The following is a 14,663-nucleotide window of genomic DNA, read 5'->3' as shown; positions in this document are numbered from 1 at the left end:
AGGACGGGCTCTTTTTCAAAAGAACAGAGACTGCGCAGACAAAGGAGAAGACGTAGAAATGAGTATTTACAAAAAAGTAGACACCACAATGAACTTTGTGGACCGGGAGAAGCAGGTGGAAAGCTTCTGGAAGGAAAATGATATCTTCCGCAAAAGCATGGAAAACCGCAAAGAAGGCGAGACCTACACATTCTATGACGGACCGCCGACCGCGAACGGCAAACCTCATATTGGCCATGTGCTGACCCGTGTCATCAAGGATATGATCCCCCGTTACCAGACCATGAAGGGAAAATATGTGCCGCGGAAGGCCGGATGGGATACCCACGGGCTGCCGGTGGAGCTGGAAGTGGAGAAAAAGCTGGGTCTGGACGGCAAGGAGCAGATAGAAGAATATGGCCTGGTGCCTTTTATCAAGGAGTGCAAGGAATCCGTATGGAAGTACAAGGGCATGTGGGAGCAGTTCTCCGATGTCGTGGGATTCTGGGCAGATATGGATCATCCCTACGTCACCTATGACAATGATTTCATCGAATCGGAATGGTGGGCGTTAAAGCAGATCTGGGACAAGGGACTGCTGTATAAGGGATTCAAAATTGTCCCTTACTGCCCGCGCTGCGGCACCCCTCTGTCTTCCCATGAAGTGGCACAGGGATATAAGAAGGTAAAGGAACGGTCGGCCATTGTCCGTTTCCCCGCCGCGGACGAGGACGCTTATTTCCTGGCATGGACCACAACGCCGTGGACCCTGCCTTCCAACGTGGCGCTGTGCGTGAATCCGGAGGAAACCTACTGCAAAGTCAAGGCAGCTGACGGATATGTATATTATCTGGCGGAGGCCCTTCTGGACCAGGTGCTGGGCAGACTGGCAGTTCCTGCGGATAAAAAGAAAGGCACCGCGGCAGTTCCGGCTTACGAAGTGCTGGAGCGTTTCCCGGGCAAAGAGCTGGAATACAGGGAATACCGCCCGTTATTTGACTTTACCGGCGCTTATGTGGCAAAAAAGAACAAAAAGGCGCATTTTATTACCTGCGACAGCTATGTAACCATGTCTGACGGTACCGGTATCGTGCATATCGCACCGGCCTTCGGTGAAGATGACAGCCGGATCGGACGGAACTATGACCTGCCCTTTGTGCAATTTGTCAACGGCAAAGGCGAACTGACGGAAGAGACCCCCTATGCCGGTGTATTTGTGAAAAAAGCGGATCCTATGGTTCTGAAGGATCTGAAGGAGGCAGGCCTGCTGTATGACGCGCCGAAGTTTGAGCATGACTATCCGCACTGCTGGCGATGCGACACACCGCTGATCTACTATGCGCGGGAATCCTGGTTTATCAAGATGACCGCTGTGAAGGATGAACTGGTCCGCAACAACAATACGGTGAACTGGATCCCGGAATCCATCGGCAAGGGCAGATTCGGCGACTGGCTGGAAAATATCCAGGACTGGGGAATTTCCAGAAACCGTTACTGGGGAACGCCGCTGAACGTATGGGAATGCGAATGCGGCCATCAGGAAGCCATCGGCAGCCGGAAAGAGCTGGCGGAAAAGAGCGGCAATCCGGAGGCGGAGCAGGTAGAACTGCATCGTCCGTATGTGGATGAGATCACGATCCGGTGTCCGCACTGTGGAAAAGAAATGCACCGGGTGCCGGAAGTTATTGACTGCTGGTTTGATTCCGGCGCAATGCCTTTTGCGCAGCATCACTACCCCTTTGAGAATCAGGAGCTGTTCCATCAGCAGTTCCCGGCCAAGTTTATTTCAGAGGCAGTGGACCAGACCAGAGGCTGGTTCTACTCCCTGATGGCGGAATCCACCCTTCTGTTCCATCAGGCACCTTATGAAAACGTAATCGTGCTGGGGCATGTCCAGGATGAAAACGGGCAGAAAATGAGCAAATCCAAGGGAAACGCGGTGGATCCCATGGAAGCTCTGGGAGAGTATGGCGCAGATGCCATCCGCTGGTATTTCTATATCAATTCCGCACCCTGGCTGCCGAACCGTTTCCATGGCAAGGCTGTCGTGGAAGGACAGCGGAAGTTTATGGGCACACTGTGGAATACTTATGCGTTTTATGTATTGTATGCAAACATTGACGCATTTAACCCTATGGATTATACGCTGGAATATGATAAACTGTCTGTAATGGACCGCTGGCTGCTTTCCCGCCTGAATTCGGTGGTGGCTGAAGTGGATCAGGACCTCGGGTCCTACAGGATTCCGGAGGCGGCCCGGGCGCTGCAGAGCTTTGTGGATGACATGAGCAACTGGTACGTCAGAAGATCCAGAGAGCGTTTCTGGGCGAAGGGCATGGAGCAGGACAAGATCAATGCCTATATGACACTGTACACAGCCCTGGTTACCATCTGCAAGGCCTCCGCGCCGATGATTCCCTTCCTGACCGAGGAGATCTATCAGAATCTGGTGGCCGGAATTGATCCCCAGGCGCCCATGAGCATTCATCTGTGCGATTATCCGGTTTCCGACGCTTCCCGGATCGATGCCGAGCTGGAAGCAAATATGGACGAAGTCCTGAAAATCGTCGTATTAGGCCGGGCGGCCCGGAATGAGGCGAATATCAAGAACCGGCAGCCCATCGGTACGATGTATGTGAATGCGCCCAAACACCTGCCGGAGTATTTCGTGCAGATCATCGAGGAAGAGCTGAATGTCAAAAAAGCGGAATTCTCCGATGATGTCAGCGCCTTTACCACTTACCGGTTCAAGCCCCAGCTGCGTACGGTAGGACCGAAATACGGCCGCTTCTTAAATCAGATCAAACAGGCGCTGGCGGACATTGACGGAAACGCGGCCATGAAGGAACTGGATGAGACAGGCGTGCTGACATTGGATAATATCGGCACAGAAGTGAAACTGGAGCGGGAAGACCTGCTGATTGAGATGGATCAGCAGGAAGGCTATGACGCCCAGAGCGCCAACGGAATCACCGTAGTGCTGGACACCAACCTGAGTGAGGAACTGCTGGAAGAAGGCTTTGTCCGGGAGATCATCAGCAAGGTGCAGACCATGCGGAAAGAGGCCGGATTTGAAGTCATGGACAAGATCCTTCTGACCTATGAGGCAGACCGGAAGGTACAGGATATTTTCACAGCCCATGCAGAGCAGATCATGGGTGATGTGCTGGCGGAAGAGATTCGCTGCGGCGGTCTGCGCGGCTATCAGAAGTCCTGGAATATCAACGGTGAGAGTGTGGAATTAGGAGTTGAGAAACAGTGAACCGAACAATGATCAAAAAACTGCACCCCTTCAACAAGCAGAGGTTTCTGGCAACGGTCAACGAAAACCTGAAAAATCTGTACCGCAAGAAGCTTAAGGAAGCTTCCCAGGAAGAGATTTTCCAGGCAGTCAGCTATGCGGTAAAGGATATTATTATCGATGACTGGATGGCTACCCAGCAGACCATCGACCGGGAAGATCCGAAGATCCTGTATTACATGTCCATGGAATTCCTGATGGGCCGCGCCCTGGGCAACAACCTGATCAACCTGACGGTATACGACGAGGTGAAGGAAGCCCTGGACGAAATCGGGCTGGATCTGAACGTCATTGAAGATCAGGAGCCGGATCCGGCTCTGGGCAACGGCGGCCTGGGCCGCCTGGCTGCCTGCTTCATGGAGTCCCTGGCCACGCTGGGATATCCGGCATACGGCTGCGGCATCCGTTATCACTACGGCATGTTCAAACAGAAAATCGAGAACGGCTATCAGGTGGAAGTGCCGGACAACTGGCTTAAAAACGGCTATCCCTTCGAACTGCGCCGGCCGGAGCATACCTTTGAAGTGAAATTCGGCGGCTATGTCAGCACCCATATGGACAGTGACGGGAGAGTCCGGTTTCAGCAGGAAGGCTACCGCTCCGTAAAGGCCGTTCCCTATGATATGCCGATTCTCGGCTACGGGAACAGCATGGTAAACACCCTGATGATCTGGGACGCGGAACCGGTGAACGAGTTTGAGCTGACCTCTTTTGACAAGGGGGATTATCAGCAGGCCGTGGAAGAAGAGAACCTGGCCCGCAACCTGGTGGATGTGCTGTACCCGAATGACAACCATATCGCGGGAAAGGAACTGCGGCTGAAACAGCAGTATTTCTTTGTGTCTGCCAGTCTGCAGCGCGCCATAAGCAAATACAAGCTGAATCATCCGGACATCCACAAACTGCCGGAAAAAGTAGTGATTCAGATGAACGACACCCATCCGACGGTGGCAGTGGCGGAACTGATGCGGATCCTGCTGGACGAAGAAGGCCTGGAATGGGATGAAGCCTGGGAGATCACGAGCAGAACCTGCGCGTATACCAACCATACCATTATGTCGGAAGCACTGGAAAAATGGCCCATTGAGATCTTTTCCCGCCTGCTTCCCCGGGTGTACCAGATCGTCGAGGAGATCAACCGGAGATTCTGCCTGAAAGTACAGGCTGCTTTCCCGGGAGACAATGACAAACTGTCCCGCATGTCGATTATCCATGACGGACAGATCCGTATGGCCTACATGGCCATTGCGGCGGGGTTTTCCGTAAACGGTGTGGCAAGGCTCCACACGGATATCCTGATTCACCAGGAACTGAAGGATTTCTATGATCTGTTTCCGGAAAAATTCAACAATAAGACCAACGGAATCACACAGCGGCGTTTCCTCTGTCACGCGGATCCGCTGCTGGCGGAATGGATCACCGGAAAAATCGGCGATGACTGGATCACAGACCTGTCCCATATGAAAAAGCTGGCGGTTTACGCGGAAGATCCGAAGGTGCAGCAGGAGTTTCTGCAGATCAAATACAAAAACAAGCTGCGGCTGACGGAATATATCCGGGAACACAATGGGATCGATGTGGATCCCCGTTCCATCTTTGATATACAGGTGAAGCGTCTGCACGAATACAAACGTCAGCTGATGAATATTCTGCACGTTATGTATCTGTACAATCAGCTGAAAGAACATCCGGATATGGAGTTCCATCCCCGTACCTTTATTTTCGGGGCCAAGGCGGCTGCCGGCTACCGGATCGCGAAGCTTACCATCAAGCTGATTAATTCCGTTGCGGATGTGATCAACCGGGACACATCCATCAACAACCGGATCAAAGTGGTGTTTATCGAGGATTACAAAGTATCCAACGCCGAGCTTTTATTTGCGGCAGCAGATGTCAGTGAGCAGATTTCCACGGCCAGCAAAGAGGCATCCGGCACCGGGAACATGAAATTTATGCTGAACGGCGCCCTGACCATCGGAACCATGGACGGCGCCAATGTGGAGATGGCGGAAGAAGTGGGCGAGGAGAACATGTTCATTTTCGGCATGAGTTCCGATGAGGTCATCAGCCATGAGCAGAAGCGGGATTACAATCCCATGGATATTTTCAACAATGACGCGGAGATTCGCCAGGTTCTGATGCAGCTGATCAACGGATTTTATTCCGGCAGTGATACGGAGCTTTTCCGGGATCTGTACAATTCACTGCTGAATACACAGTCCACCCAGTATGCGGACACCTATTTCTGCCTGAAGGATTTCCGGTCTTATGATGAGGCGCATCAACGGATTGAAAAGGCATATGCCGACGAATCCGAATGGGCCAGAAAGGCAATCCTGAACATTGCCGCAGTGGGCAAATTTTCATCGGACCGCACGATTCAGGAATATGTGGATGATATCTGGCATCTGGACCGTGTGACCGTGTCCGCAGATGATGAGTAGCCAGTGGAACAGGTACTGCCGGTAATGCTGCCGGCAGCAGCTGTTCCAGGCGCGGAACATGAAGGAAGGACATCCGCAGGCAGTGCCTGCGACAGGAGGAAGAGAAACTATGAACAGACCGGGCAATATCGCAAAAAGTATTCTGGCCGCTGTGGTCGCCATTCTATTGCTGCTGGCGGCACAGATCATTGTACTGACAGTTACCGGGATACAGTCCGGGGACGGAGTGATCCGTACACTGACCAAAATGGCGCAGTCATCCGCGGGAATTGACAAAACCGTCCTGGTGCGCTGTTATATTCTGTTTACCGTTCTGGTTTTTGTTCTGTTCGGGATCTGGTACCAGGCGCGTTTTGTGCGCCCGTATGCGGCGCCCCGGCGCAAAACATCCGGCAGGTTTACGCTTCTGACTATTCTGACGCTGATTCTGCTGGGCGTAGGTACCCAGTTTATCGCGCAGCTGATTATGAATGCGGAGGAAAAGCTGATGCCCGCCCTGTATCAGGCCAGCGGAAACGCGGTCAGCAATTTGGCGGAAAACGGCAGCTTTTCCCTGTGGGCGGCGCTGTATATTATAATACTTGCGCCGATCGCGGAGGAACTGATTTTCCGCGGGGTGGTATACCGGTATGCCAGACTGAACATGTCCTTTCTGGGCGCGGATATTCTGCAGGCGGTTTTGTTCGGAATTTACCATATGAACCTGATTCAGGGGATCTACGCCTTTGTGATCGGGCTTTTTCTCGGGTTTGTTGCCAGCAGGGGCCGCGGAATCCGCTACTCGATCCTGCTCCATATATTGTTCAATGCCTTCGGATTCTTCTTTTCCAGTTTTTTCGAAGGACTTCCGGCGCTGCTTCCGGTCCCGAGCTATGCCTTCGGCATCGGAGTCACGATTTTTACCATGTATGTATATGCCTTTGAATTCAAGCCGTCCCGCAGAAAGGCGCCGCAGGATACGCGCGGTCAGCTGAATGATCTGGACGGCCTGACCGGCGGCCGTGAGGCTGGGGCTGATGGATCGGAATACAGGAGCAGAGATACAGACAATGACAGATAACATCGGCAGCTGAAACTGCGCGAGTATCTGCAGGAAGCGATGAAAAACAGACAGCAGATTTCCCGGAACCGTTTGGAGGAGTCTGCTGTTTTCACTTATTGCGGAGAACAGGGTATGGCATTTGCACATCTGCACGTCCACACAGAATACAGTCTGCTGGACGGATCCAACAAAATAAAAGAATATGTACACCGTGTGAAGGAACTGGGCATGACTGCCGCGGCCATTACCGACCACGGAGTGATGTACGGCGTGATTGATTTTTACCGCGCGGCGTTGGCCGAGGGTATCCGTCCGATTCTGGGCTGCGAGGTATATGTGGCACCCGGCTCCCGGCTGGACAGGGAAAGTTCCCACGGGGAAGACAGGTATTACCACCTGGTGCTTCTGGCGGAGAACAATCAGGGATACAGCAATCTGATGAAGATTGTTTCCCTGGGGTTTACCGAAGGGTATTACTACCGTCCCCGGGTGGATATGGAAACACTGGAAAAGTATCATGAAGGCATCATTGCCACCAGCGCCTGCCTGGCGGGAGAAGTGCAGCGCCTCCTGCTGCGGGGACAGTATGAGAAGGCCAGGGAAACCGCTCTTCGCTATGAAGCCTGCTTCGGCAGGGGGAATTATTTCCTGGAGCTGCAGGACCACGGCCTGCCGGAGCAAAAGCAGGTCAACCAGGAGCTGATGCGTCTGCATGCAGACACCGGCATCGAACTGGTAGCCACCAATGATATTCACTATACCTATGCGGAAGACGCGGAGCCCCATGACATTCTCCTGTGTCTGCAGACCGGAAAAAAACTGAGTGATGAGGATCGGATGCGCTACACCGGCGGTCAGTATTATGTCAAATCCGAGGAAGAGATGCGCCGCCTGTTTCCCTACGCCCAGGAAGCCATTGACAATACGCAGAAAATCGCGGACAGATGTCAGGTGGAAATCGAGTTTGGTGTCACAAAACTTCCGAAATACGACGTTCCGGAAGGGTATACATCCTGGGAATATCTCAATAAGCTCTGTGAACAGGGCCTTTCCCGGTGTTACCCCGGCAGAGAAGAGGAAATCCGTCCCCAGCTGAACTATGAGCTGTCTGTCATCCGGAAAATGGGTTACGTGGATTATTTCCTGATTGTCTGGGATTTCATTCACTACGCGCGGAAACATGATATTATGGTGGGACCGGGCAGAGGAAGTGCCGCCGGATCCCTGGTGTCCTATACCCTGGGCATCACCAAGCTGGATCCCGACCGGTACCAGCTGCTGTTTGAGCGTTTTCTGAACCCGGAGCGGGTCTCCATGCCGGATATTGACGTGGATTTCTGCTATGAGCGACGGCAGGAAGTCATCGATTATGTGGTACGCAAATACGGCAAAGACCGGGTGGTGCAGATTGTTACGTTTGGTACGCTGGCGGCCCGGGGCGTGATCCGGGATGTGGGCAGAGTCATGGATCTTCCCTACGCGCTGTGTGACAGCATCGCGAAGATGATTCCCAATGAACTGAACATCACTATTCAGAAGGCGCTGCAGATGAACCGGAAGCTCAGGGAACTGTATGAGACAGACGAGACCGTGCACCGCCTGATTGACATGTCCAGACGCCTGGAGGGGCTGCCGCGGCATACTTCCATGCACGCGGCGGGAGTGGTGATCAGCCAGAAGTCTGTCGATGAATATGTCCCCCTGTCCCGGGCTTCCGACGGCACGATTACCACACAGTTTACCATGACGACCCTGGAGGAACTGGGACTTCTGAAAATGGATTTCCTGGGACTCCGCACATTGACGGTAATCCAGAACGCTGTATATAATGTTCGGGATACGGAAGGAAAACAGATCGATGTGGATGCCATCGATTACGGGGATCCGAAGGTTTTCGCGTCCCTGGGCACCGGGCGGACCGAGGGCGTGTTCCAGCTGGAAAGCGCCGGCATGAAGAATTTCATGAAAGAGCTCAAACCCCGGAACCTGGAGGATGTGATTGCGGGAATTTCCCTGTACCGGCCGGGGCCGATGGATTTTATTCCTGCCTATATCAAAGGGAAAAACCACCCGGAGTCCATCACGTATGACTGCCCGCAGCTGGAGCCGATACTGGCGCCTACCTATGGCTGTATTGTATACCAGGAGCAGGTGATGCAGATTGTGCAGAATCTGGCGGGGTATACGCTGGGGCGCGCGGATCTGGTACGCCGTGCCATGTCCAAGAAAAAGGGCGATGTGATGCAGCGGGAACGGCAGAATTTTGTCTACGGCAATCCGGAGGAAGGGGTTCCGGGCTGTATCGCCAATGGAATTTCCGAAGAAATCGCCAACCGGATTTTTGACGAAATGACGGATTTTGCCAAATACGCGTTTAACAAGTCCCATGCGGCGGCATATGCAGTGGTATCTTACCAGACCGCTTATCTGAAGTACTATTATCCGGAGGAGTTCATGGCGGCCCTGATGACATCGGTGATGGATAATTCCGCAAAGATTGCCGAATATATTCAGGTGTGCAGAAGCATGGGCATCCAGGTGCTTCCGCCGGATATTAACGAAGGAAAAGGCGCTTTTTCCGTAGTAAACGGCGAACAGGGCAAAGCCATCCGCTACGGGCTGTCGGCTATCAAAAGCATCGGCCGGCCGGTGATTGAGGCGATTGTCCGGGAACGGGAGTCCGGCGGCGCGTTCCACTCCCTGCATGATTTTGCCGAGCGCCTGTCCGGCCGGGAAGTCAATAAGCGGGCTTTTGAGAATTTCATCAAAGCCGGGGCGTTTGACAGCCTGGGAGGATCCCGCCGGCAGATGATGATGGTCTATGGGATGCTGGTGGATCAGGTCAGCCGGAACCGGAAAAACATGATCAGCGGGCAGATGTCCCTCTTTGATCTGGTACCGGAGGAAGAACGGCAGAATTTTGAAATCCATTATCCGGAAGTGGAGGATTATACGGAAGCTGAGCGCCTGGCGATGGAAAAAGAAGTCCTGGGCGTGTACATCAGCGGCCATCCGCTGCAGGCGGAAGAAGCGAAATGGCGCAGTTCCATTACCCGCGTCACAAAGGACTTTATTCCGGACGAATCCACCGGCGAGGCCCGTGTACAGGATGGAGAACGTGCGGTTATCGGTGGACTTATTGAGAATAAAACGGTAAAGTATACGAAGAAGAACCAGGCGATGGCCTTCCTTACCATCGAAGATCTTTACGGCAGCGTGGAGGTAATCGTATTTCCCCGTGATTTTGAAAAATACGGAGATCTTCTGAACGAAGACGCCAGAATTTTTGTGGCCGGCCGGGTTTCCCTGGAGGAGGACAAAAACGGAAAGCTGATCTGCGAACAAATCGAATCATTTGAAGCATGCAGGAGAGAACTCTGGATACAGTTTCCGGATCTGGACACTTATGAACAGCAGAAAGATACCCTGCGGGAACTGCTGCATCTGTCTGACGGCAGAGATGAAGTGGTGCTTTATCTGAACCGTGAGAAGGCGGTCAAGCGCCTGGGAAGGAATCAGACCATTGATATACAGCAGGACCTGGTGAATGAGCTGGAGGCACAGTTCGGAAAAGAGAATATAGCGGTCAGAGAAAAGCCGGCAGACTTGAAACGTCCGGTGTACCGCTCCTCCCGATAAGTGTGGCATATACAGCAGCAAAGGAGTAGAAGTTATGGCAAAAGAAATCAAGAAAATCGGTGTACTGACGAGCGGCGGAGACGCGCCGGGGATGAATGCGGCCATTCGCGCAGTAGTCCGGGAAGCGATCTACCAGGGCAGAGAAGTGGTAGGAGTCAAGCGCGGATATGCAGGCCTGCTGGACGGTGAGATCGTGCCGATGCAGGCATCTTCGGTGTCCGATACGATTCAGCGGGGCGGAACGATTCTTCAGACAGCCCGCTGCCCGGAATTCATGACCGAGGAGGGACAGGCCAAAGGCGCGCAGATCTGCAAGGAAAACCACATCGACGGCATGGTGGTCATTGGCGGAGACGGTTCCTTCCGGGGTGCGCAGCAGCTTGCGAAACACGGCATCAATACAGTAGGCATCCCGGGAACCATCGATCTGGATATCGGATGCACGGATTATACCATCGGTTTTGACACAGCCATCAATACAGCCATGGAAGCCATTGACAAAATCAGGGATACCGCCTCTTCCCATGAGCGCTGCAGCATCATAGAGGTTATGGGACGCAATGCCGGCTATATCGCTTTGTGGTGCGGCCTGGCCAACGGCGCGGAACAGATCCTCCTGCCGGAAAATTATGACTATGATGAGCAGAAGCTGGTGGATGATATCATTGCCCGGAGAAAATTCGGCAAAACCCATTACATTATTGTAAACGCGGAGGGAATCGGCCATTCCTCTTCACTGGCCAGAAGAATCGAGGCAGCCACCGGCATGGAGACCAGGGCTACGATCCTGGGGCATATGCAGCGCGGCGGTTCACCGACCTGCAAAGACCGTGTCTATGCCACTACCATGGGGTCCATCGCGGTGGATCTGCTGTGTGAAGGAAAGACCAACCGGATCGTAGGGTACAAAGACGGAAAATTCGTAGACTTTGACATTGATGAAGCACTGGCCATGACAAAGGAAATTCCGGAATACCAGTATAATATTTACAAACATATGGCCATTTAACCAGGAGAACCGAATTCATGATTACAAGCACGGGCAATGCCCGCATCCGCAGAATTGTTCAGCTGAAGAGAAAAGCAAAAACCAGACGGGAAGAGAAGTGCTTCGTGGCGGAGGGGCTGCGGCTCTGGGAAGAAATCCCGGAACCGCTGGTCCGGGAGCTGTATCTGTCGGAATCCTTTGCCCGGGAGCACAGCGGCCGGATGGGGGGCAGACCCTGTGAAATCGTCAGCGATGAGGTCTTTCGGTATATGTCCGACACAAAGACGCCCCAGGGGATCCTAAGTGTGGTTTCCATGCTGCCGGACAGAAGCAGTGAGATTTTTGTCCCGGGAGGTCTGTGGCTGATGCTGGAGAACATTCAGGACCCGGGCAATCTGGGCACCATGTTCCGGACCGCGGAGGGCGCAGGGGCCACCGGGATTATCATGGATCAGACCACGGCGGACGTATACGCGCCCAAGACAGTACGGTCCACCATGGGCAGCCTGTTCCGGGTGCCCTTCCTGGTGACAGGGGACCTGGCGGACGCTGCCGGCAGAATCCGGGACAAAGGCGGAAAAATTTATGCCGCCAGCCTGGCAGGCAGTAAGGTGTATGACGCGCCGGACTATGTCCCGGGCACGGCGTTTCTGGTGGGAAATGAGGGCAGCGGACTGACGGAAGCGGCAGTGGCCCTGGCAGATGCCAATATTCGGATCCCCATGGGAGGCCGGCTGGAGTCACTGAACGCAGCCGTGGCTTCCGCAATCCTGATGTATGAAGCGGGCAGACAGCGGAGGAAGGAATCATGTTTCAGCTCTGGGCAAAAGAAATCACAGCCAACCGAATGATCCGGGATATCACCATCCGGGATGCAAGCGCGGATACCAGGACCCACAAGGTGTTCCGCGCACTGGATCAGGTCTGCGATGCCTTTGATCTGGGCAGACCGATCTGGCTGGATTCCAATGTCCGGGAATTTGCCGGACACGCGAAGACCAGATTCTGCCAGGACAGTTTTATCGAGGAGATTCCCTTTGATTACCTGGAAATTCAGATTATAGAAGAAGACGGATGAGGGATTCGGACGAAAATCACTTGTAAGGAGGACAGCAGATGCAGATGAAAAAACGACTTTCGCAGATTCCATTTCAGGAAAGCGTAGATTCCTGGGAGAGTCTGATGTTCCTGTACAATTCTGCGATTCGTGAGGTCCGTACGAAACTGGATATCCTGAATGATGAGTTCCAGCATATCCACAGATACAATCCCATTGAATACATTGAGTCACGGCTGAAAAGTCCGGAAAGCATTATGAAGAAGCTGACCCGGCATGGCTATGAGACAACCATGCAGAATATGGTGGATCATGTCAGCGATATCGCCGGCGTGCGCCTGGTGTGCTCCTTCACTTCTGATATTTACCGGATTGCCGAGATGATCTGCAATCTGAGACAGTTTGAGGTCGTGAAGATCAAGGACTACATCAAACAGCCGAAACAGAGCGGATATCGGAGCTATCACATTATCGTCAATGTGCCGATCTATACCACGACGGACATTGTCTATACCAAGGCGGAGATTCAGATCCGCACCATTGCCATGGATTTCTGGGCCAGCCTGGAACACAAGATCCAGTACAAATTTGAAGGAAATACCCCGGTGCAGATCAGCAGGGATCTGCGCAGCTGCGCGGACATCGTATCCATGCTGGATGAAAAGATGCTGTCGCTGAATGAGGAAATCAGCCAGGCAAATCCCGGGCGTTCCGAAGAATAATGAATAGACAGCGGCCGACACATAAAAAGAGCAGCAGAAAAATGCGTTCCATTTTTCTGCTGCTCTTTTTTGAAATATCGAAAGAATCAAATGTCGATATTGGAAGAATTCAGATAAGCTTCCTGCTCCGGGGTAAGCCGGTCGATGGATTTGCCCAGGAAGCGCAGCTTGCGGTTTGCTACTTCCAGATCCACTTCCCGGGGAACGGAAATCAGCTTTTCGTTCAGGCTGTCTTTGTGCTCAACCAGATATTTTGCGCTGAGTGCCTGGATCGCGAAACTCATATCCATGATCTCTGCCGGATGGCCGTCGCCGGCAGCCAGGTTGACGAGGCGCCCTTCCGCCAGTACATAGATCCACTGACCGTCGGAGATCTGATAGCCGACGATGTTTTTGCGCTGGTCGATGGTATCCAGGGCAATTTCCCGCAGGCGTTTCATGTCGATTTCCACATCGAAGTGCCCAGCGTTGCAGAGGATGGCGCCGTTTTTCATAAGAGCGAAATGCTCTTCCCGGATGACGCCGGCGCAGCCGGTCACCGTGATAAAGAAATCGCCGACTTTGGCGGCTTCTTCCATGGGCATTACGTCAAAACCGTCCATGACGGCCTCAATGGCCTTGATGGGATTGATTTCGGTAACAATTACCCGGGCGCCCAGTCCCTTGGCACGCATGGCAACACCTTTGCCGCACCAGCCGTAACCGGCCACTACCACCTGCTTGCCGGCCACGATCAGATTGGTGGTACGGTTGATCCCGTCAAATACGGACTGGCCGGTGCCGTAACGGTTGTCAAAGAGGTGCTTGCAGTCGGCGTTGTTGACCATCACCATGGGGAATTCCAGTTCGTTGTTTCTGGCCATGGCAATCAGACGGATGATTCCCGTGGTGGTCTCCTCGCAGCCGCCGATGACATAGGGCAGACGGTCACGCATCTCGGTGTGCAGCATGTGCACCAGGTCGCCGCCGTCGTCGATGATGATGTTGCAGTTATGTTCCAGGACACTGCGGATATGCCCGAAGTATTCTTCCTCGCTGCAGTCATACCAGGCATATACATTGAGCCCGTCCGCAGCCAGGGCCGCCGCCACATCGTCCTGGGTGGACAGGGGGTTGCTGCCGGTAATATACATCTCCGCGCCGCCGGCTGCCAGAACCTTGCACAGGTAAGCGGTTTTGGCCTCCAGGTGGATCGAAAGGGCGATGCGGATTCCCTGGAAAGGTTTTTCCCGGGAAAAGTCTGCCTCAAGACTGCGCAGAAGCGGACAGTTTTTTCTTACCCAGTCAATTTTATGCGCGCCGGACGGAGCCAGGTTAATATCTTTAATCGAACTCATAGAATGACCTCCTCAATAGTAGTTCTCTGCTCAGAAGCTTACAGATGATTATAACAAAAAAATCACAATAAGCGAAGGCATTATGCTATACTATAGCATGAAAAAATAGTTTATTGTGGATATTTATGAGCAAAATCAGCCGGCGATCCAGCCG

Annotated in this window: 9 protein-coding genes; 8 read left to right on the top strand and 1 reads right to left on the bottom strand. The window is 53.2% G+C overall.

Features of this window, described 5'->3' with window-relative positions; translation table 11 throughout:
- Positions 1-64: 64 nt before the first annotated feature.
- The 8 genes from ileS to CXIVA_RS02650 all read left to right on the top strand — a co-directional run bounded on the left by ileS (position 65) and on the right by CXIVA_RS02650 (position 13,172).
- Positions 65-3,241 carry an isoleucine--tRNA ligase gene (gene ileS, locus CXIVA_RS02685; protein WP_041728257.1) on the top strand — a complete coding sequence of 1,059 codons (3,177 nt, stop codon included), beginning with the start codon at positions 65-67 and terminating at the stop codon, positions 3,239-3,241.
- An 8-nt stretch (positions 3,242-3,249) separates the two neighbouring features.
- A complete protein-coding gene (locus CXIVA_RS02680) occupies positions 3,250-5,724 on the top strand; it encodes a glycogen/starch/alpha-glucan phosphorylase (protein ID WP_041727567.1) in 2,475 nt (824 codons plus the stop codon).
- Positions 5,725-5,833: 109 nt separating this feature from the next.
- Positions 5,834-6,784 (top strand): CPBP family intramembrane glutamic endopeptidase, encoded by a 951-nt coding sequence (locus tag CXIVA_RS13275; protein WP_013976481.1) that lies wholly within the window; start codon positions 5,834-5,836, stop codon positions 6,782-6,784.
- A gap of 114 nt (positions 6,785-6,898) precedes the next feature.
- On the top strand, positions 6,899-10,405 hold the full coding sequence (locus CXIVA_RS02670) for a DNA polymerase III subunit alpha (protein ID WP_013976480.1): 3,507 nt from the start codon (positions 6,899-6,901) through the stop codon (positions 10,403-10,405).
- 34 nt (positions 10,406-10,439) lie between these two features.
- Positions 10,440-11,414: a 6-phosphofructokinase gene (gene pfkA / locus CXIVA_RS02665; protein ID WP_013976479.1), complete on the top strand. Its 975-nt coding sequence runs from the start codon at positions 10,440-10,442 to the stop codon at positions 11,412-11,414.
- Positions 11,415-11,431: 17 nt separating this feature from the next.
- Positions 11,432-12,244 carry an RNA methyltransferase gene (locus CXIVA_RS02660; RefSeq protein ID WP_013976478.1) on the top strand — a complete coding sequence of 271 codons (813 nt, stop codon included), beginning with the start codon at positions 11,432-11,434 and terminating at the stop codon, positions 12,242-12,244.
- Positions 12,202-12,471: a hypothetical protein gene (locus CXIVA_RS02655; protein WP_013976477.1), complete on the top strand. Its 270-nt coding sequence runs from the start codon at positions 12,202-12,204 to the stop codon at positions 12,469-12,471. Before CXIVA_RS02660 ends, CXIVA_RS02655 begins: the two co-directional genes overlap by 43 nt.
- Positions 12,472-12,515: 44 nt before the next feature.
- Positions 12,516-13,172: a GTP pyrophosphokinase family protein gene (locus CXIVA_RS02650; RefSeq protein ID WP_041728251.1), complete on the top strand. Its 657-nt coding sequence runs from the start codon at positions 12,516-12,518 to the stop codon at positions 13,170-13,172.
- Positions 13,173-13,258: 86 nt separating this feature from the next.
- Here CXIVA_RS02650 and CXIVA_RS02645 read toward each other — a convergent pair whose 3' ends face one another.
- A complete protein-coding gene (locus CXIVA_RS02645) occupies positions 13,259-14,509 on the bottom strand; it encodes an adenosylhomocysteinase (protein WP_013976475.1) in 1,251 nt (416 codons plus the stop codon).
- Positions 14,510-14,663 lie beyond the last annotated feature (154 nt).

The organism is Clostridium sp. SY8519 (genome assembly GCF_000270305.1).
In the GTDB taxonomy this organism is placed as follows: domain Bacteria; phylum Bacillota; class Clostridia; order Lachnospirales; family Lachnospiraceae; genus SY8519.
This window is presented reverse-complemented; position numbering and strand designations above follow the sequence as displayed.

Coding starts and splice junctions, on each gene's coding strand:
- CXIVA_RS02680 (WP_041727567.1), top strand. CDS start 3,250: ATGATCAAAAAACTGCACCCCTTCAACAAGCAGAGGTTTCTGGCAACG.
- CXIVA_RS13275 (WP_013976481.1), top strand. CDS start 5,834: ATGAACAGACCGGGCAATATCGCAAAAAGTATTCTGGCCGCTGTGGTC.
- CXIVA_RS02670 (WP_013976480.1), top strand. CDS start 6,899: ATGGCATTTGCACATCTGCACGTCCACACAGAATACAGTCTGCTGGAC.
- pfkA (WP_013976479.1), top strand. CDS start 10,440: ATGGCAAAAGAAATCAAGAAAATCGGTGTACTGACGAGCGGCGGAGAC.
- CXIVA_RS02660 (WP_013976478.1), top strand. CDS start 11,432: ATGATTACAAGCACGGGCAATGCCCGCATCCGCAGAATTGTTCAGCTG.
- CXIVA_RS02655 (WP_013976477.1), top strand. CDS start 12,202: ATGTTTCAGCTCTGGGCAAAAGAAATCACAGCCAACCGAATGATCCGG.
- CXIVA_RS02650 (WP_041728251.1), top strand. CDS start 12,516: ATGAAAAAACGACTTTCGCAGATTCCATTTCAGGAAAGCGTAGATTCC.
- CXIVA_RS02645 (WP_013976475.1), bottom strand. CDS start 14,509: ATGAGTTCGATTAAAGATATTAACCTGGCTCCGTCCGGCGCGCATAAA.